We start from the raw sequence: 19,873 nt of genomic DNA on the forward strand, positions 1-19,873 counted from the left end.
CCTGCTTAATAATAGATATTTAAGATAATACTGGATTTTGAACCGTCAATTATTTTTTCAAGTCTTTTAAAGAAAGCTTCATTTACCATGGGACAGCCGTGGCTTCTGGAAATATAATAATCCTGCTCCTGTTCAGGAACTGCAGAATAAGAATGCAAAACAACAGCTCTTTTTAAAATATTGCTGTTTGTTTCATCCAAGCCTGATAATCTGTACGATTTTCCGAATGTTCCGTTATAAGATTTTCCAATTGCGCAAAGACCTAAAGATGTCGCATTAGAATTGGGCTCGTTGCTGAATTTCAAATTTCCTGCAATTCCAGTTTCTGATCCACAGCCGTGGGCAACAAGTCCTTCATCTAAAATTTTATCGTTTTCCAAATCATAAACAAAGAATCGGTTTTTACCTGATTTGATTTTCATGTCTATAAAAAAGGCGATTTTAGCATTATAAGAATGACTGGTTTTTATTTTTTCTTTTACTTCTGTAAGCTGATTATTAAAGCGTTCAATATCTGATGCAGTCCAATTTTCTGTGCCGATTATTGTTTTCGGAGTTCCAAAAAATGATATCGAAAGGAATACGATTAAATTGAAAATTTTCATAAAAGTGGTATTTAAAATTTACACCAAACAGCTTTTTAGAAAACTGTTTTTATTTTGGTGCAAATTTATCGGCGTTCGACAAAACAAACACCACCACAAAAGACTAAAAAACAACATATTAAGACTTTAAATCAATTCATACTTTTGATTTAAAAACGCAAAAACCCTTTAAAATAAGAGATTAAGTACTCCTTTTTAATATCGTTTCATTTTTACCGAGACCTACCTTCCTCTTCGATAGTAAAAAAATAAAATACTGATTTAAAGCGAATTACAATAAGAATTTTAAGACTAATACTTTTTTATGTGCATAATATTATCTAACTTGCATGTAGCAAATTAAAAATCAACACATTATGAAAAAATTTCTATTCTTTTTTTTAGCAGTTGTGATTAGTTTATCAAGCCAATCTATTTTTTCTCAATCTGGTGACGATGCACCGGCTTTGAATCTTCCTGGAGATAATCTCGATTTATATGCCGTATTGACACTTTTTCAAAAGTCAAAAACTATTGAAGAATTTGAAACAGCTTTAAATAAAAAAGAAACAGGAATTAATAATCTGGATTTAAACCTGGATAAAAAAGTAGATTTTATAAAAGTTACTACAAAGAAAAAAGACAATTCATTCACGTTTGTGCTTCAGGATGCAATCAGCAAAAGTGAAACTCAGGATGTCGCTGTCATTTTAGTAGATAAAGATAAAAATGGAAAAGTTTCCATTCAATGTGTTGGAGATGAAGATCTTTATGGTAAAGATTATGTTATTGAGCCTAAAAGCACTCCGGCAGTTACTGCAAATCCAGGCTATCAGGGTTCTAACCCGGTTACAGTAAGTGCTCCAGCTACCACTGTAGTAGTCGAGTCGGCGCCAATAGTTCAATATGTTTATTCACCAGCTTATGTACCTTATTATCCTCCCTATTATTACGGCTATTATCCTCCTTATTTTGCTGCATTTACAGTTCTTGCAGTAGGTATTTATCGCCATAATAATTGGTATCACGGAGGTTATTATGGAGGGCATTACAGTCGTAATACGGTAGTTATTAACAACAGAAACAGTATAAATCATTACAACAACAGCAGGAACAGATCCAATACAGTAGCTAACAATAATAGAAATGGAAGCTATGGTAATCGCGCAGGCAATACAGGCGTATCAAACCGAATGTCAAATGGTTCTGGAAATAGAGCCGGAGTATCGGACAGAGCTTCAAATGGAGCGGGAAATCGCGGATCTGGAGTATCAGACAGATCTTCTGTAAACCGGCCTTCTGCGGGAACTTCAGATAGAGGTTCATCATTTGATCGTCCATCAACATCAAATCGCAGTTCTTCTAACTTTAATTCTGGTGGACGCACACGATCTAGCGGAAGCGGTTTTAGTGGAGGCGGAGGCGGAGGCTTTCATGGCGGAGGCGGTGGCTTTGGCGGAGGTGGCGGCGGACGCAGACGTTAAAAAGAAAACACTCTAAAATAAAAAAGTGATTGAATAAGTTTTATTCAATCACTTTTTATTTATATGGCATCTTGTCTTAATTCGCTGGCATGTCTGAAGCACTCATATCCCTAACACAAACATATTTTCCATCTTTCTTTTCAAACAAACTCATGTAATTTCCAGTAGAAAGTGTCGTATTTGCTGAATCTACTACGGTATAGGCACCTGTTTCGACAACTTGATTTCCGTCGTTTGAGACAAAAACTTCAGTGGTTTTAAATGAAATTTTGTTCGAATTTGCTACTGCGTCGGCTTTCAAAAAGTCTACAATCGCTGCTTTCCCTACTAATGGCGCACGATTCTGAAAAAAAGTGATCGCATTGTCATCATAATAACCGATGCTTTTTATTTCACCTGAATTATAAACGGAAGCAAATTCATTTTCTTTAGCCTGAATTTCCTTTTTTATCGCTTCTTTATCAACCACGACAGGTTCATCTTTTTTTGTATTGCAGGCAAATACAGAAGTTAAAACACCTAACAATAAAATTCCTTTTAAGAGATTGTTTTTCATATATTTAAGGATTTAAAACTATACATTAAAAGTACTTATAAAAATTAAAATATCAAGTTTTTTCGCATAAAAATATTATAACATAGAATCTGAAATTTTAAAAACAATTTATTATATTTAAATGAATTACAGCAACTTATCATAAACCATAACGTCACAGCTGTATTTTGCATATCGCGCGAACAAGTTAATAGCATAATATGTATTCTTTGTCAAAAAAATAGCCATATATTAGCAGTAAAAAAGCTTTTTATCAATAATAATTTAACCAAAACTTTGGTTATATGGCAAAATATTGGTTATACGTTATCAAAACAACTGAATCACATTAACTTATAATTAATCATTGGTATCAGTTTTTTTTTGAGAAAATACGCTTTAGATTTAATTTTACCCTATTTATAAAATGAATAAACAACACTACAATATTTTACTTGCAGATGATGATGATGATGACTGCTCTTTTTTTAAAGAAGCACTTGATGAATTAGATCTTCCTGTAACTCTTGTAACTGTTCATGACGGCGTACAATTAATGGATTATTTAAAAGCCAATTCTCCTGATAATTTGCCAGACATACTTTTTCTTGATCTTAATATGCCTCGCAAAAATGGTCATGAATGTCTGAAAGAAATTAAGGAAATCCGAGAATTCGATACACTTCCTGTTATTATTTTTTCTACTTCTTTAGATATTGAAATTGTTGATTTGATGTATCAAAAAGGAGCAACACATTATATACGAAAACCCGGCGAATTTTCTAAGCTAAAAACTGTGATCAGCAATGCTTTGACCACAACTGTCGAAAATAATCTAAAACAGCCTGCGCGAGAGCAATTTGTTCTTCAGCCGTAAATCATAAAAAATGAGCCGTACAAATAAGGAACATTATTTTCTAGCCGATGGCGGTGAAATGGGCGAATTAATACGATCCAAAGATTGGAGCAAAACCGCATTAGGCGATCCAGATTTATGGCCTCAAAGTCTCCGAACAATGGTTTCGGTAATACTCAGTAATCCATTTGGAATGTATATTGCTTGGGGAGCTGATTTTACGCAGCTTTATAATGATGCATTTCGCCCAATTTTAGGCTCCACAAAACATCCCGAAGCTTTAGGAATCAGTTCAAAAGAAACATTTTCGGAAATTTGGACTACTATTGGCCCAATGTTTCAAGATGTTATGAAAGGAAAGGCAGTCAGTTCTCCAGATTTTATGGTCGTTTTAAACCGAAACGGTTATGATGAAGAATGCTATTTTGATTTCTCCTACAGCCCAATAAAAAAAGAAGATGGTGAAGTTGGAGGTATTCTAGTAACGGTAATTGAAACGACTGAAAAAAATGAAAAGCTTTTAGCACAGTCAAAAGTTAAAGAAAGTGAGCAAAAAATTAGACAATTAGTCGAAAATGCGCCATTCCCAATTGGTGTATACACAGGTAAAGAAAAACGAATTGAACTTGCCAATCAAGCTATTATGGATGTTTGGGGAAAAGGCAATGATGTTGTTGGAAAATTATATACCGAAATTTTACCCGAACTTGATAATCAGTCTGTTTTTGAGCAGATCAATACTGTTTTTGAAACAGGCCAAGCGTTTCATAATAAAAATGCACGAATAGACCTTAACATGAAAGGTGTATTGGAAAGCTTCTATTTTAATTACAGTTTTACACCGCTTTATGACATAAATGGAAATATTTATGGCGTAATGAATACTGCCGCTGATATAACCGATCTGCACCTTGCCACAAAAAAAATAGAAGAAGCAGACAAGCGTTTTCGCGATACTGTAAAACAGGCTCCGGTAGGAATAACTATTTTACGTGGCACTAATTTTATGGTCGAAATGGCCAATGATGCTTATTTAAAAATTATTGACAGAACAGAAAATGATTTTGTAGGCAAACCGCTGTTTGATTCGCTTCCAGAGGTTAAGAAAAGTGTAAACCAGCTTTTAAACGATGTATTGACAACAGGAGTTCCATTTCATGGAAACGAAGTTGCGATTCCCTTAAAACGCTACGGAAAACTAGACGTCTCTTATTTTGACTTTCTTTATAATCCGCTTAAAGAGGAAAATGGAGAAATCTCAGGAATTATCGTTACTGTGACCGAAGTAAGCGAAAAGGTCGAGGCCAGAAAAAAAATCGAACTTAATGAAGAGCGGCTTAAAATTATTGTAGAAGCCAGCGAACTTGGTACCTGGGAGTTAAATGTAAAAGAAAAACAAGTTCATTATTCACAGCGTTACTTAGAAATTGTAACTGGAAATAAAGAAAACATCAACCTAACACACGAACAAATTTTAACTTACATTCATCCAGATGATTTAGAAATACGAAATCTGGCGTACAATGAGGCGCTTATTACTGGGATTATAAACTATGAACTACGCGTAATATGGAAGGATAATTCTGTGCATTGGGTTGAAGCCAAAGGAAAAGTCTTTTTTGATGCCAATAAAAATCCAGAAAAACTTCTGGGTACTGTAAGAGATACTACAGACGAAAAAAGTCATCAGCAGGAACTGGAAAAAAGCGAGAAACGTTTTCGATCTTTAGCAGAAAGTATTCCACAATTAATTTGGGAAACAGACGAAAAAGGAAATTCCTTATTTGCCTCTGGAAAATGGTTTGAATACACCGGAATTTATCCAGAAGGAGAAAAAGAATGGAGAAGCATGATTCATCCTGATGATTACGAAGAAAATGCCCGAATTTGGAGTCATTGTCTTAAAACGGGAGAAACTTATCGATGCGATGTACGCATCAGAAGAAATGATGGCGTGTACAGATGGCATACCGTAATTGGAGAGCCGGTTTTAAACGAAGAAAATAAAATTATAAAATGGGTAGGCGCTTTTACTGATATTCATACTGAAAAAGCATTTACGCATGAACTTGAACAGCAAGTAACAGCAAGAACCAAAGAATTAAGCCTTATGAATGAATCGCTCATAAAAAGCGAGGAACGTTATCATTTAATGGTTGAAGAAGTTCAAGATTACGCCATTTTATACCTTAATCACGAAGGAATTGTTGAAAACTGGAATCTGGGTGCCCAAAAAATAAAAGGATACAAAGCCGAAGAAATTATTGGAAAAAGCTTCTCTGAATTTTATACTGAGTCTGACCGCAAAAACAATCTCCCGCAAACTCTCCTGAATCTGGCTATTGAAAAAGGAAAAGCAAAACAAGAAGGCTGGCGCATTCGAAAAGACAAAACACTGTTTTGGGCGAGCGTTACCATTACCGCTGTTCATAACAAAAAAAATCAAGTTATAGGTTTTTCAAAAGTAACACATGACTTAACAGAGAAAAAAACAGCCGATGACAAACTGAAACTAAATGCGTTAGAATTAGAGCAAAAAAACAAAGAACTTGAAAAGATGAATCAGGAACTTCAGTCATTTGCTTATATTTCTAGTCACGATTTGCAGGAACCGCTTCGTAAAATTCAGACTTTTGCAACGCAGATTATGGAGAAAGAATCTGAAAATTTATCGGATTATGGAAAAGATAAATTTCAAAGAATGCAAAATGCAGCACAGCGAATGCAGACACTTATTAACGACTTGCTTTCGTATTCAAAAACAAATATTCAGGAAAGAGTTTTTGAAAAAACAGATATTGGTAAAATTGTCAACGAAGTACGTGATGATTTAAAAGAAGAAATTGAACAGAAAAATGCCAAAATTGAAGTTCTAGAAAATTGTGAAGCCAACATAATTCCATTTCAATTCAGACAGCTTTTATACAATTTAGTCAGCAATTCTCTTAAATTTTCATATCCAGAAAATCCTATTGTCATCAAAATTAAAAGCGAAATTGCCAAAGGCGCTGTTTTAGAAAATGAAAAATTAGATGCCGAAAAAACATATTGCCACATCAGAATTGAAGACAACGGAATTGGTTTTGAACAACAGTACAGTTCAAAAATATTTGAAGTTTTTCAGCGTCTGCATGGAAAACTCGAATATACCGGAACCGGAATTGGACTGGCTATTGTGAAAAAAATTGTCGATAATCATAACGGAATTATCACAGCGAAAGGCGAATTGAACAAAGGAGCCACTTTTGATATTTATATTCCGGCAAACTAATTTAAAAGAAATAAACCTTATTTATAATTTAAAAACTATGAAAAAGCTATTTTTTATACTGCCATTGCTGTTTTTTGCATCAGCAATTTTTGCTCAAAGTCAAGATCCTTCATCTAAGCGCATTTTAGGAAATTGGTTTTCCAACACCAACCGAACTACAAAATGGGTCTTTACTCAGGATGGAAAAGTTTACAATTACGACAAAGACATCATGAAAGTGATGTATAAATACAGTATATCAAACAGCTGTCAGAATAATTCAAGTGATACTACTGAATTTGTAACGTTAAGAGATAAAGATGGCGATGAATATTGCTTCAAAATAAATGCAGTAAACGAAAACAAAAATGGCGTTTTATCGCTGACCAATATGAGCAATATGCAGATACTTGTTTTTGTAAATGATGTTAATTTGAAGATTGCGCAATAGGATAGAGAAAAGAACAAAGAACAAAGAAGAAAGAGTTTTCTCTAATTCTTCTTTTCTAATTTCTAATTTTAAAAGAAAAAGCAGGATTTCGTTGTTTGAAATCCTGCTTTCTTTTTAATCTTTATTTATCTAAACTTCCCTCAAAAGGTGAAGCTGGTAAATCTTCTTTATTATACAAATTAGCCCCTGTTGGATTATCAGCCCATGCGTATCGAACTCTTGTAGGTTTTGAAATAGTTTCATTCCAAATTTTAACTTTGTTTCCTTCGATCGCAGCATTTGCCCAAACAAATTTACCGTCGCTGCCCGCTATTTCAAATCCTTTTAAACTGGAATTATTTTTAGCTGTCAATCCGCTTCCCGTATCAGTAAAAGACAGCAAAAGCTGATTTCCTTTTTGTTCCATTGACTTGAAAAGCGGTCCCGAAGAAACTATGTTTTTTTCTCCGTAAGCCAATTTTCGAGCCTGCAAAGCCAATCTTTTTCCGACATCGTATTTATTTAAAGGATGAATATCATTCCACTCGCCTAAATCAATGGTTACTGCCATTCCAGTATTTGAAACTGCTAAAGTATTTTTTTGCTGTTGTCGCAGCGCCGCCCAGTTGCTTTCTGCCGGCTCTGTTTTTGGTTCCATAAAATTAGTCAGCTGCACATATAAAAACGGAAAATTGCCCTGCTTCCACTCTGTTCTCCAGCTTGTGATTAAGGTTTCCATAAGTGCGGCATATTCCTGAGGTTTTTTAGTACTTGATTCACCCTGATACCAAAGCACGCCTTTTATTGTGTAATTTTTTAAAGGTGCAATCATCGAATTATAAAGTCCGACAGGTTTCCATCTAATGAAAGTTGATGGCGGCAAAGGAGCCATTTTTACTCCCAATTTGTATTTCCATTCGCCTTTCAAATCAATTGAATCTTTATCTAAAATCAATTGATAGGGTTTATCTTCAACAAAACCGCCTTTCCCAGAATTATTAATAACCCTGACAGCAATTTCATTTTTTCCTTCTTTTAAAAACTTTGGATCAAAAGAATATTTTCTCGGCGGATATAAATAGGAAGTTGTTCCAACGAAATTTCCATTCACATAAACCGAATCGGCATCAACAATTCTTCCTAAAATCAATTTTGCAGAAGAAGCTTTTAGATTTGATAAATTAACTTCTTTTCGAAACCAGACTGCACCGTTTGTATTTTTCAAAGTATAATCAGTCCAATATCCCGGAATATTCATAACCGGCCAGTCAATATCATCTACATCAGCTTTTGACCATTGTTTTTTCAAACCTTCATCTTGACGATTTACTTCAGAATACCAATCGCTGCTGATTTTTTTGTCGTTTGCTTCAATTTGTGCACCTAAAGTTCCATCTTTGAATTTCTGATATTCGGCATCATAATCTGGGAATTTTTTAATTGCATCGGCACTAAGCCATGATTCTGCCGGAGAACCACCTAAAGCACTATTGATTAATCCAATCGGAATTTTATATTTTGCATAAATTTCGCTTGCAAAAAAATAAGCTACCGCTGAAAAATTCAAAATATTTGCTGGATTAGCTTCTTTCCATTCTCCACTTGACAAATCACTATTTTCTTTTGCAAATTCATACTGATCCGGCACTAAAAATTGTCTGATTTCCGAATTATTTACCTTTGCAATTACATCCCTGTATTTGTCTTTCACGCGTTCCATAGGAAGTTCCATGTTTGACTGTCCCGAGCAAAGCCAAACATCGCCGAATAAAATATTCTTCAAAACAATTGTATTGCTTGCTGTTAAAGTCATTTCATATGGTCCGCCTGCCTTTTGAGACGGCAAACTAATAACCCAATTTCCATCTTGAGAAGTTGTAGTCTGAAACTTTTTTTTATTGAAGGTTATTTCGATTTTTTCATTTGGCGCTGCCCATCCCCAAATTTTCACAGGAATATCGCGCTGCAAAATCATGCCGTCGCTAATTAGCCTTGGAAGTTTTATTTGAGAATAAATGGTACTGCACAGAAGCACGCTTATAAGAATTAATACTTTTCTCATTTTTACAATTTATTTTTTGCTTTAATTCTGAAATCTTTTTTAAATATAATTATTCTCGCCTAACATTTGACAGCAAAAAGCCGAGAGGGCTCAACTCTCGGCTTTTTTTTTATAAAACAAATCTATTTGCAGTTCTAACCAATTCCGTAAAATAACACTTACTTATATCTAACTTAATTGCTGCTTTAGTTTGTTTTACTATTTAATTTCTGGCAAATCAGGATTTCATTTCCTAGTAGCCTGGATTTTGATATGCTGCTTTTTCAGAAGCTGTCATAATCATTGCATCAAATTGAACTTGAGGAATTGGACGTAAATAATGGTACGCCTTAATATCTCTAGCTACAGTAATTGGTGTATGGTTTCCATAAGCGGCACCGCAAATTTGGTACGAACTAGAAAGTTCTGTCCATTTTTGAGTACGAAGCAAATCGTACCAGCGGTATCCTTCACCAAAATATTCACGAGAACGCTCTGCCAAAATATAATTAATATCAATAATTGCTGGTGTTGCAGCAGTCATTGCGGCACTGTTATCAACAGATTTTGCTACATTTCCATTATTATCAAATCTCCATTTTCCGGCACGAGCACGTAAAACGTTTACTAGTTCTCTAGCACTTTTTCCGCCTTGAGGCGCTGCTCCCATAACGTTTGCTTCGGCAGCAATTAAATAAAGTTCTGATAATTTTGCGATATTATAAGGACGAGTGCTCGCTCCGTTTGGAGAACCAAGCCCTGTTCCGTTATCTGTACGGTAAGTGCCTAATTTCCATAAACCTGGATATATAATTCTGCTGATACCGCTTGGCGCAATAACAAAATCAGATCTTCCTGGCAATACTCCTGCACCAACAGCTCCACCTTCAGGGCCATTTCCTGCTGCATAAACAATTGCTGGATTTTCAGCATTTAAGAAGGAAAGAATTGCACCTCCTGGAGCAACTGGCAATCCGTTTGCGTTATTTAACGTTGGAGTTGTGATTCCTGCTTTATTCCAGTTTCCACGGTATACCGTTGTAAATGTTCCATCATAACGAGAATCGTTTGTTTTGTCGGCAAATGTATTCGCAATTGCACCAATAGTAGGACACATACGAATAAATGGACGCCCTAAATGCTGTTCTGCTTCACGCTGTACTGAACTTACCCCTGAACTTCTTAAAACAGTATAATTTGGAGTCATCATCCAGATAGAAAAGTTTTCTGGAGCGTTACCATTCGAAAACGTAAGACTGCTGGCATTAAAAAATTCACTTTTTTCAGTGTGGTCAGCGTACAATAAAATTTCACTGTTACGGTCATTACTGCCTAAGTTTACATCGTAGTAAGTTGGCTGCAATGCAAACGAACCGTGACTGTCAATAGCAGTCGCTGCTACATCATAAGCTTTCTGGAAATACCATGCAGCATCGTGTCCATCTGGATCAACGCGAGTAGTTTCTGGATAAGTTGGGATATTATTTGGATTTTTTAACCACCAAGCATAAGTCAAATATGCCTTAGCCAAATAAAGTCTGGCAGCTGTTTTAGTCAAACCTCCTTTTACTCTTCCTACATCTGGCAAATCATTTACAGCTGTTACTAAATCTGGAAAAATACCTTTAGTATAAACTTGTGGTACTGTATTTCTAACAGAAAATCTTGATGGACTTGTATTGAATTTAAGTTCTCCAGCTCCTAAATCTAAAGGAACCCCTCCAAAAGTTTGAACCAAAAGGAAATAATCAAATGCACGGAAGAATCTAGCTTCAGCAATCATTGCATTTGAAACAGTTCCAATTGCTGTAGCATTTTCTATAACGCCACTGGCCGTATTAATGTTGATAAATGCCGGTTGCCATAAAGCATCAGCACGGCTTGAAGAAGGCGTAATTGATCCCACGCCCGAAAGATCCATATCCTTAAAGTTGGCATCGGCACTTTGTGCATAAGTCGCTTCATCGGTTCCGGTTTCGGTTGTATTGTAGTAATAACCTTGTCCGTAGATATAACGTAAATGAGCATACATTGACGTTAATCCTGCAACAACTCCTTTTTCAGTCTTAAAATATTCAGGAGTGTAAATACTGCGAGGTTCTTCTTCTAAAACATTAGAACATGCTCCCAGGAACAGCGTTATCAGTGCTGTTGCCATAAAAGTTTTTATTTGTATAGGTTTCATCGTTATCTTTTTTAAAATGTTAAATTAAGGCCAAGCAAGAAAGTGCGTGTTGAAGGAGTATTTGTTCCTAATGTCAGCAAACGTCTTTTGTAGAAATCAGTTACTGCCGCATTTTCGTTACCATACGAGTTGGTTTCTGGATCCATACCAGTTTCTTTGTGGTAAGGTGAATAGATTACGAATGGGTTCTGCACGGTGCAGTAAAGACGAAATCTATCAACTCCTAAATCCTTAATAAATTTTTCAGTAATATTATAACCAAGAGTAATCGTGCGAATTTTAACGTAAGATGCATCAAAGTATCCTAAAGTTGATCCATATTTTGGATTATCATTACTTGAAATTCCGCCTGGTCTAGGGTATTTAGCATCTGTGTTTTCTGGTGTCCAATAATCTACATCAACGTTTCCTCTACGTCCGCTCAACATATTTAAATAACCTGTCGAAGAATAAAGTGTACTGATAAGAACTCCTCCACTTTGAAAAGCACCAACCACACTAAGATCTAAGTTTTTATACGCTACACGAGAATTGAAACCTCCAAGAAAATCAGGATTTACATCTATGATTTGTCTGTCTGCTGGTCCAATTTGTCTTGTTGGCGAACCATCTGCATTAAAATCTCCCGTATATTTTACTTTAATCATACCAACATTTCCTCCTGGCTCATATTTAGTAAGATTTGCATCTCCTTGCTGCCAAAGTCCTATTTTCTCATAATCAAAGATTACATCGATTGGATGTCCAACAAACCACCAGTTGTTTTCGTCTCTGTCTTGTCCTGAAGATAAAGCTGTCAGCTTGTTTTTGTTAGAATAAAAGTTAACCCCAACATCCCAAGACCAGCCATTTGCATTGTCAAATATTGATCCGTTAAGTGTAAATTCGTAACCTTTATTTTGAGTTTGTCCGATATTTGCTGTGTAACTTCCCACACCCGCAGTTGGAGGCAAACCTACGCTTAAAAGAATATCTTTTGTATCTGTAACATAATACTCAGCCGTACCTGTTAATCTGTTTTTAAAGAAGCCAAAATCGATACCGTAGTTTACTGTAGTCGAATATTCCCAGCCTAAATCAGGATTAGGAAGTGTCGATACGTAATATCCTGTTGTATTCGTTTCACCAAAATTATACGGTCTTGATGCTAAACTTCCAAGAGTAGAATAAGGAGCAACTGCCTGATTAGAAGTCTCTCCATAACCTGCGCGTAATTTTAATTGATCCAGCCAAGACACATCTTGCATGAATGATTCATTTTTCACGTTCCATCCAGCTGATACTGCAGGGTAAGTATGCCATTGATGTCCTTTAGCCAATCTTGAAGAAGCATCTGATCTCACTGTAGCTGTCAACATATAGCGATTGTCATAAGAATACATTGCACGCGCCATGTATGAAACCAATCCGCTTTGCTGATAATCTTGGTTGTCTGGATTAACTGCAATCTCGCCTGCTGCTCTTCCTAAATTATAAAATTGGAAAGCATCAGAAGGAATATCTTTTGCAGTAATTTGCGATTTATTATAAGTAGTTTGTTCTGATGAGTACATTGCTACCGCATTCACTTGATGTTTTCCAAAAGTACGATCGTACGTAAGCAAGTTTTGAATGGTCCAGTTCGTATTAAGCGTATTCGTAACAGAAGCCGTAGAAACTGTTGTTGGATTAATACTAAATACCCCTTCTCCTGTATATTGCCCTCCATTCGTAGTACGGAAATTACCTCCAAGATCTACATGAAATTTTAAACCCTCGACACCTGGTATTTTTAACTCAGCGTATAAAGTGTTATAAGAACTATATGCCTTTGTCTGGTCGATCCATTTGTCTCCCAAATTATTTATCGTTCCTCTTGTATAAACCCAGTTTTCATCTAATGGCATTTTTACAGTTCTTTTTAAAGAACCATCTGCATTATATGGATTAGAAATAGAAGTCGTACTTAAAGTATTATAAAGACTTAAATTAGCTCCATTTGAAATCGAATAGTTATTATTAGTAGTGAAACCAACTTTAAAATACTGCCCTATTGCCTGATCTACAGCTGCTCGCAATGAGATACGGCTGTAGTCCTGCCCAGGCACTACTGCTTCTTCTTTATAATAACTAGTTCCAAAATTATAGTTTGCTGTTTCTGTACCGCCAGAAACACCTACATCATGATTGGTTACTAGACCTGCGCCATACATTAAATCTTGCCAATCCGTATTTATATTATCAGCTTCATCAGCACCATTTGAATAAAGTGGAGCAGTTGATCCCGGAAGCGTTGCTATTTTACGCAAAGCAACAAATTCAGGTCCGTCCATCATTGGGAATTTAGCAAAAATCGTTTTCAAACCACTGTAAGTGTTGTATGAAAACTTAGCTCTCTGTCCTTTTTGTCCTTTATTAGTTGAAATTAAAATAACACCATTTGCACCACGCGAACCATAAATAGCAGTTGCCGAAGCATCTTTTAAGATATCAATACTTTTAATATTGTCTGGACTGATATCACCAATTGATCCTGCGAATGGAACTCCATCTAATACAACAAGCGGGTTATTGTCTGCTGTTAAAGAGCGTGTACCTCTAATACGAATCTGCATTTCGGCACCCGGTTTAGATGATGTCTGATTCATTTGAACTCCGGCTAAACGTCCTTGTAAAGCCTGCGTAATATTAGCCGATGGCACTTCGCGAATTACATCTCCTTTAATAGAAGAAACGGATCCTGTAACAGCCTCTTTTCGCTGTGTACCGTAACCAATAACTACAACTTCCTGCAGATTATTCTGGCTTTCTTCTAAAACTGCATTGATTTTATTTTTCCCTGCAACCGAAATCTCTTTATCCTTTAAACCTAAAAAACTAAACACTAAAACTCCATTTGATGGAACATTAGCGATAGAATAATTTCCGTCAAAACCTGTAGCAACACTGTTTTTAGTGCCTTTAACAGTCACATTAGCTCCTGGAATTGGTCCATTTGCATCAGATACAACTCCCGTTATTGTTGTCTGAGCTGTGGCACTCACAGAAAACAGAAACATGAGAGATAAAAACCCCAGACATTTTAGGAGCTTTAATTTGCTTTTCATTGTAAAAAAGTCAGTCATAAAAATTGAGTTAGATAGTTAATATATAGTTTGAGTTAGTTACAAATTAAGGAGCAAAATCGTGTGTTTTTATAAGTCCGAAAAACATATCATTTTGCATTTCTTTAACAAATATAATTAAAAAACTAAATCACACAACCGGTTGTGTGTATTTTTTTTACTTATACCAAAAAAAATTACCACTTAAATTAAATACTGAATAATTTTAAACCCAAATAATTAGACTATCAACAATAAAACTTCAATTTCAACAAAACATTTACGGCTATGCTTATCGATTTTAAACAATAATTAATAATTTCACAAAAGTCAATAAAATTACAGATTCACAGCGTTTTAACTCTAATAAAATAGTTAAAAAATAAGTGTATTTTAAACAATTAAAAATAGTGATTAAAAAGCTTCTCAAACAATTATTTATGATTACAATAGGATTCAAAACCGAGTTTTTATTTTACCCGAAAAAAGAACTTATTTTCACACAATCGCTTGCATAAAAAAACAAAAAAAGCTCCATTTTTTCAAAAGAAGCTTTAAAATTTAAATGGAAAATATTTATTTAAAATGGAACGCAAAAACCATTTCATTTAGATAGGTTTCATTCGCTCTTAAAATCGAATTTGGAAAGTGCTTATTATTAGGAGCATCAGGAAAATTTTGTGGTTCAAAACAAATTGCTGGAAATTTTTTATACTGACTTTCATTTGAAAAGGGCAAAGCAGGAAATTCTTCAGGCGTATAAACAACCATTGCAGGCTGGTTCGAAAAAATATCCATATTGATGCCGCTTTCTTCAGAAGATAAAGACGCTTTCAGCTGTTTTTCATTAAATACAAAAGTATCGTCAAAACCTTTGAAATCGTTTCTTTTGATTTTACCTTTTTCATTTCGATCAAAAGCAGTTCCTTGAGATTTGTTCAGTTTTCCTGTCGGAATTAATTGCGAATCAACATCTAAATAAAAATCGCTGCTGATTTGAAGTTCATGCTCTAAAACAGAACCTTTTCCGTTTAAATTAAAATAAACATGACTTGTCAAATTTACAGGAGTTGCCAGATCAGTCGTTGCTTTATAAGTTATTTTCACTTCATTTTCTGGAGTAAGCTGAAACAGTGCTTCAACATTTAAATTTCCAGGATAACCTTCTTCAAGATGTTTGCTTTCATAAGAAAATATTACAAAATCATCGGCCACTTCTTTTACAAACCAAAACTTTTTGAAAAAACCATTTTCCCCTCCGTGAAGATGAACTCCGTTTTCATTTTCGATTTTATAAACAACATTATCAATCTCAAATTCACCTCCAGAAATTCTGCCGGCATATCTGCCAATACTTGATCCTAAAAAGAGTTTTACATTGGAGTAAGGTTCTTCAAGATAATTCGAAGCTTCTTTCAAACCCGCAGCAACATTATAGATCTCACCTTTTGAATTTTTAACTTTCAGCCCAATTACAGTTGCACCAAAATTGGAAATTGTCATTTCCAGAGCACCGTTATTTTTAATCGTAATTACCTCTAATTTTTCCATCTTGATCCAGTTAAAACTCTTCTTTTTTCAGAGAAAATTACAAATTCATTTTTTTAGCATCTTCTATAAATTGGTTCAAACCAATATCTGTCAAAGGATGTTTCAGCAAACCTTTAATAGCAGACAATGGTCCAGTCATAACATCAGAACCAATTTTCGCACAATTGATTACGTGCATAGTGTGTCGCACCGAAGCTGAAAGAATCTGAGTATTAAAAGCATAATTATCATAAATTTCTCTGATTTCAGCAATAAGATGCATTCCGTCAGTTGACACATCATCAAGTCTTCCTAAAAACGGAGAAACATACGTCGCACCAGCTTTTGCTGCAAGCAATGCCTGACCAGCCGAAAAAACTAAAGTAACATTTGTTCTTATTTCTTTATCTGAAAAATATTTACAGGCTTTAATTCCGTCTGCAATCATAGGCAATTTTACCACAATCTGCGGATGCAAGGCCGCAAGTTCCTCGCCTTCTCTGATCATTCCGTCATAATCCGTTGAAATTACTTCTGCCGAAACATCACCATCTACAATATTGCAGATATCCAGATAATGCTTTAATATATTCGCTTTTCCTGTAATTCCTTCTTTTGCCATCAACGATGGATTTGTTGTTACACCGTCTAAAACGCCTAAAGCTTGTGCTTCTTTAATATCTTCTAAATTTGCTGTGTCTATAAAAAATTTCATTATTTTTTTTGATTTAAGTTAATAGTGATTGTTACATCGCCAATTCATACAGTGCTGAATTTTCGATATAGATTAAAATGCATTATGTTTAATTTGAAATATAAAAAGTAAAAGAAATTACTTGGAAGAAAGCAGAAAAAATCCTGCCTGAATACAAAATTAATGATATGACCGCCGGTGCTTCAATCAGCCAGCGGCCATAATTACTAATTAATTTACAAAATTTTTCTCTGGCGCATCAACTAACCTTCAATATGCACCAGAGAAGAAAAACTACAAAAAACAATCTTCATTTCGATTTTATAATCTCACAAAAAATCGAAAATTATTTTATGCGAAGCTGTATTGACAGCTGTTAATCAATTAAATATATTGATTGATAATATTTTCAAACAATTCTTGTTTACCGCTTTGAAGTGTCAACTCTCCATTTTGGTTTGCAATATCGTATAGATCTTTAAGGTTTAATTTTCCTTCAGCAAAATCTTTACCTTTTCCAGCGTCAAAAGAGCTGTATCTTTCTTTTCTTAATTTTTCGTAAGGAGAAGAAGTGATGATTTTATCAGCCGTCAATAAAGCTCTTGCAAACGTATCAGCACCTCCAATATGCGCTAAGAAAACATCTTCTAAATCAGTAGAATTTCTTCTGATTTTAGCATCAAAGTTAACTCCACCGCCTTGCAATCCGCCAGCTTTTAAGAAAACCAACATTGCTTCAGTAGTTTCCTGAATGTTATTTGGGAATTGGTCTGTATCCCAGCCATTTTGGTAATCACCTCTGTTTGCATCAATACTTCCTAACATTCCAGCTTTTGCTGCAACTTCTAATTCGTGTTGGAAAGTGTGCTGCGCCAAAGTAGCGTGGTTCACCTCAATATTGATTTTGAAATCTTTATCTAAACCATATTCTTTCAAGAATCCAATCGCAGTAGCCGAGTCAAAATCGTATTGGTGTTTTGATGGCTCCATTGGTTTTGGTTCGATAAAGAAAGTTCCTTTGAAACCTTGAGCTCTTGCATAATCTCTAGACATTGTTAAAAATTGCGCCATATGGTCTAATTCTCTTCCCATATCGGTGTTCAGCAAAGACATATAACCTTCTCTACCACCCCAGAATACGTAGTTTTCTCCGCCTAAAGCAATTGTTGCATCCAAAGCTAATTTTACTTGTCCTCCAGCTCTTGCCACTACATTAAAGTCAGGATTTGTAGCTGCTCCGTTCATGAATCTTGGGTTTGAGAAACAGTTTGAAGTTCCCCAAAGCAATTTAATTCCAGATGCTGCTTTTTTCTCTTTTAAGTATTCTGTAATGAATGCTAAACGTTTTTCTGATTCTGCGAAAGTTGGTCCTTCAGCAATCAAATCGTAATCGTGAAAACAGAAATAATCAAATCCCATTTTGCTGATAAACTCAAAAGCTGCATCTGCTTTATCTTTTGCAGCCTGATAAGGGTCTGAAGACTGGTCCCAAGCAAAATGCTGTGTTCCTGGTCCGAATGGATCACTTCCCTGTCCGCAGAAAGTATGCCAGTAAGCGATAGCAAATCTAAAGTGCTCACGCATTGTTTTTCCAGCTACAACTTGGTCTGGATTGTAATATTTAAATGCCAACGGATTGTCAGACTCTTTTCCTTCAAATTTAATTTGGCCAATACCTTTGTAGTATTCTTTATCTCCTAAAACTATCATTTGTTCTTTTATTTAGTTGTTAATATTAATTCTAATTCTTGTTTCCATTTTTTATAAGCCGTTTCGTAAGGTGCTGTGTTGTGCAATGGTAAAAACGTCATTACGTGATCGTTGTCACTTACATTAGTTCCAAATTTGCTGTAATCGCCATCTTTTAAACCCACTGCTCTTGCTGCGCCTACCGCTCCGGTTGTATTGTAAATTTCGATTTCGTGGCCAATTAAAGTTGCCACTGTATTAGAGAAAATTTCTGATCGGAATAAATTATCATTTCCAGCTCTGATGACATTAATCGTCGCATTATCATCTTTTAAACATTCCATTCCGTACACAAATGAAAAAGCAATTCCTTCTAAAGAAGCTCTAAATAAATGCGCGCTGTTATGAATGTTTAAATTCAGATTTAAGAAATGTGTTCCGATGTTTTTATTATTGAACATACGCTCTGCACCATTTCCAAACGGAATAACCACAACGCCTTCTGAACCCACTTCAATATTTGAAGCTTTTTCATTCATTGCTTCATAACTTTCGTTGCCCATATTATTACGAAGCCATCTGTACTGAATTCCAGCTCCGTTAATATTTAAAAGTTTGCCAACTCTTGGTGTTTCCAGTTCGTAGTTTACGTGAACGAAATTGTTTACTCTCGTGCTTTTTCCTGAAGACATTTCGCTTACCGCATAAAAAACGCCAGAAGTTCCGCCCGTAGCTGCCACTTCTCCCGGATTCAATACATTTAATGACAACGCATTATTCGGCTGATCTCCCGCTCTGTAAACAATCGGAATTCCAGCAGGAAGTCCAGATTCTAGCGAAGCTTTTTCAGTAACAATTCCTTGATTGGTAAAATTCTCTACAATTTTTGGCGTCAAAGACTGATCGATCCCGTAGTAATCCAAAAGCCAGTCGGCCACTTTATTTTCTTTATAATCCCAAAGCATTCCTTCAGACAAACCGTTTTTAGTTGTCGTTACTTCGCCTGTTAATTTCAAAGCGATGTAATCTCCTGGAAGCATGTATTTAGCAATTTTATTGTAAACTGCAGGTTCATTTTCTTTTACCCATTTCAGTTTTGAAGCCGTAAAATTTCCTGGCGAATTCAATAAATGCTCCATACATTTCTCTTCTCCAATTTCGGCGAAAGCCTTGTTTCCAATTTCAACCGCACGGCTGTCACACCAAATAATCGAATTTCGAAGTGAATTCCCAGCTGCATCTACAATCACCAATCCGTGCATTTGGTACGAAATTCCAATTCCCTGAATTTTAGATGCATCGATATTAGCTTCACGAATCGCTCTTTTGGTTGCCGTACAAATGTGCTGCCACCAAATTTCAGGATCCTGCTCCGCCCAATCCGAATGAAGCGAAAGAATTTCCATTTCGTTCTGCGGTTCATTCAAAACGATTACTTTTTTGCCCGTTTCTGCTTCTACCAAGGCTGCCTTGACAGAAGAACTTCCAATATCATATCCAATATAATACATA

General features: G+C 35.4%; 13 protein-coding genes. 4 read left to right on the forward strand and 9 right to left on the reverse strand.

From position 1 onward, the window contains the following. Window positions 1-5 precede the first annotated feature (5 nt). On the reverse strand, window positions 6-605 hold the full coding sequence (locus tag GKZ88_RS08640; RefSeq protein WP_155101968.1) for a murein L,D-transpeptidase catalytic domain-containing protein: 600 nt from the start codon (window positions 603-605) through the stop codon (window positions 6-8). A gap of 356 nt (window positions 606-961) precedes the next feature. On the opposite strand from GKZ88_RS08640, the gene GKZ88_RS08645 reads away from it, so the two are divergent. Then, window positions 962-2,068: a hypothetical protein gene (locus GKZ88_RS08645; RefSeq protein WP_155101969.1), complete on the forward strand. Its 1,107-nt coding sequence runs from the start codon at window positions 962-964 to the stop codon at window positions 2,066-2,068. A 76-nt stretch (window positions 2,069-2,144) separates the two neighbouring features. Here the strand turns inward: GKZ88_RS08645 and GKZ88_RS08650 are convergent, their stop codons facing one another. Further along, the gene (locus GKZ88_RS08650) at window positions 2,145-2,624 is read right to left on the reverse strand and encodes a nuclear transport factor 2 family protein (RefSeq protein ID WP_155101970.1); all 480 of its coding nucleotides are present in this window, start codon (window positions 2,622-2,624) and stop codon (window positions 2,145-2,147) included. A gap of 406 nt (window positions 2,625-3,030) precedes the next feature. Between GKZ88_RS08650 and GKZ88_RS08655 the strand changes: the two genes are divergently transcribed. The 3 genes from GKZ88_RS08655 to GKZ88_RS08665 are packed head-to-tail and all read left to right on the forward strand — an operon-like array spanning window position 3,031 to window position 7,160. Then, complete coding sequence (locus GKZ88_RS08655; protein ID WP_155101971.1) at window positions 3,031-3,480, forward strand: response regulator; 450 nt, start codon at window positions 3,031-3,033, stop codon at window positions 3,478-3,480. A 10-nt stretch (window positions 3,481-3,490) separates the two neighbouring features. Beyond that, window positions 3,491-6,730 carry a PAS domain S-box protein gene (locus tag GKZ88_RS08660; protein WP_155101972.1) on the forward strand — a complete coding sequence of 1,080 codons (3,240 nt, stop codon included), beginning with the start codon at window positions 3,491-3,493 and terminating at the stop codon, window positions 6,728-6,730. Between the two features lie 37 nt (window positions 6,731-6,767). Further along, window positions 6,768-7,160, forward strand: coding sequence for a hypothetical protein (locus GKZ88_RS08665; RefSeq protein WP_155101973.1), 393 nt, complete (start codon window positions 6,768-6,770; stop codon window positions 7,158-7,160). Window positions 7,161-7,281: 121 nt separating this feature from the next. On the opposite strand, the gene GKZ88_RS08670 is transcribed toward GKZ88_RS08665, so the two are convergent. The 7 genes from GKZ88_RS08670 to GKZ88_RS08700 form a co-directional block, all read right to left on the reverse strand. Further along, entirely contained in the window at window positions 7,282-9,201 is a 1,920-nt protein-coding gene (locus GKZ88_RS08670) for a sialate O-acetylesterase (RefSeq protein WP_155101974.1), read from the reverse strand. 232 nt (window positions 9,202-9,433) lie between these two features. Continuing rightward, the gene (locus tag GKZ88_RS08675; RefSeq protein WP_155101975.1) at window positions 9,434-11,365 is read right to left on the reverse strand and encodes a RagB/SusD family nutrient uptake outer membrane protein; all 1,932 of its coding nucleotides are present in this window, start codon (window positions 11,363-11,365) and stop codon (window positions 9,434-9,436) included. An 11-nt stretch (window positions 11,366-11,376) separates the two neighbouring features. Continuing rightward, window positions 11,377-14,469 (reverse strand): TonB-dependent receptor, encoded by a 3,093-nt coding sequence (locus tag GKZ88_RS08680; RefSeq protein ID WP_155101976.1) that lies wholly within the window; start codon window positions 14,467-14,469, stop codon window positions 11,377-11,379. Window positions 14,470-15,024: 555 nt separating this feature from the next. After that, window positions 15,025-15,999 (reverse strand): aldose epimerase family protein, encoded by a 975-nt coding sequence (locus GKZ88_RS08685; protein WP_155101977.1) that lies wholly within the window; start codon window positions 15,997-15,999, stop codon window positions 15,025-15,027. Window positions 16,000-16,036: 37 nt separating this feature from the next. Further along, a complete protein-coding gene (fsa, locus tag GKZ88_RS08690) occupies window positions 16,037-16,693 on the reverse strand; it encodes a fructose-6-phosphate aldolase (RefSeq protein ID WP_155101978.1) in 657 nt (218 codons plus the stop codon). A 363-nt stretch (window positions 16,694-17,056) separates the two neighbouring features. Then, a complete protein-coding gene (gene xylA / locus GKZ88_RS08695; RefSeq protein WP_155101979.1) occupies window positions 17,057-18,382 on the reverse strand; it encodes a xylose isomerase in 1,326 nt (441 codons plus the stop codon). Between the two features lie 8 nt (window positions 18,383-18,390). Then, on the reverse strand, window positions 18,391-19,872 hold the full coding sequence (locus tag GKZ88_RS08700; protein ID WP_155101980.1) for an FGGY-family carbohydrate kinase: 1,482 nt from the start codon (window positions 19,870-19,872) through the stop codon (window positions 18,391-18,393). Window position 19,873: the final 1 nt, after the last annotated feature.

This window comes from Flavobacterium sp. LC2016-01 (genome assembly GCF_009711135.1).
Classification (GTDB): domain Bacteria; phylum Bacteroidota; class Bacteroidia; order Flavobacteriales; family Flavobacteriaceae; genus Flavobacterium.

Excerpts from the sequence above, each read along its gene's own strand:
- xylA (WP_155101979.1), bottom strand. The coding sequence starts at position 18,382 with ATGATAGTTTTAGGAGATAAAGAATACTACAAAGGTATTGGCCAAATT.
- GKZ88_RS08675 (WP_155101975.1), bottom strand. The coding sequence starts at position 11,365 with ATGAAACCTATACAAATAAAAACTTTTATGGCAACAGCACTGATAACG.
- GKZ88_RS08645 (WP_155101969.1), top strand. The coding sequence starts at position 962 with ATGAAAAAATTTCTATTCTTTTTTTTAGCAGTTGTGATTAGTTTATCA.
- fsa (WP_155101978.1), bottom strand. The coding sequence starts at position 16,693 with ATGAAATTTTTTATAGACACAGCAAATTTAGAAGATATTAAAGAAGCA.
- GKZ88_RS08650 (WP_155101970.1), bottom strand. The coding sequence starts at position 2,624 with ATGAAAAACAATCTCTTAAAAGGAATTTTATTGTTAGGTGTTTTAACT.
- GKZ88_RS08700 (WP_155101980.1), bottom strand. The coding sequence starts at position 19,872 with ATGTATTATATTGGATATGATATTGGAAGTTCTTCTGTCAAGGCAGCC.
- GKZ88_RS08665 (WP_155101973.1), top strand. The coding sequence starts at position 6,768 with ATGAAAAAGCTATTTTTTATACTGCCATTGCTGTTTTTTGCATCAGCA.
- GKZ88_RS08685 (WP_155101977.1), bottom strand. The coding sequence starts at position 15,999 with ATGGAAAAATTAGAGGTAATTACGATTAAAAATAACGGTGCTCTGGAA.
- GKZ88_RS08655 (WP_155101971.1), top strand. The coding sequence starts at position 3,031 with ATGAATAAACAACACTACAATATTTTACTTGCAGATGATGATGATGAT.
- GKZ88_RS08680 (WP_155101976.1), bottom strand. The coding sequence starts at position 14,469 with ATGACTGACTTTTTTACAATGAAAAGCAAATTAAAGCTCCTAAAATGT.
- GKZ88_RS08670 (WP_155101974.1), bottom strand. The coding sequence starts at position 9,201 with ATGAGAAAAGTATTAATTCTTATAAGCGTGCTTCTGTGCAGTACCATT.
- GKZ88_RS08640 (WP_155101968.1), bottom strand. The coding sequence starts at position 605 with ATGAAAATTTTCAATTTAATCGTATTCCTTTCGATATCATTTTTTGGA.
- GKZ88_RS08660 (WP_155101972.1), top strand. The coding sequence starts at position 3,491 with ATGAGCCGTACAAATAAGGAACATTATTTTCTAGCCGATGGCGGTGAA.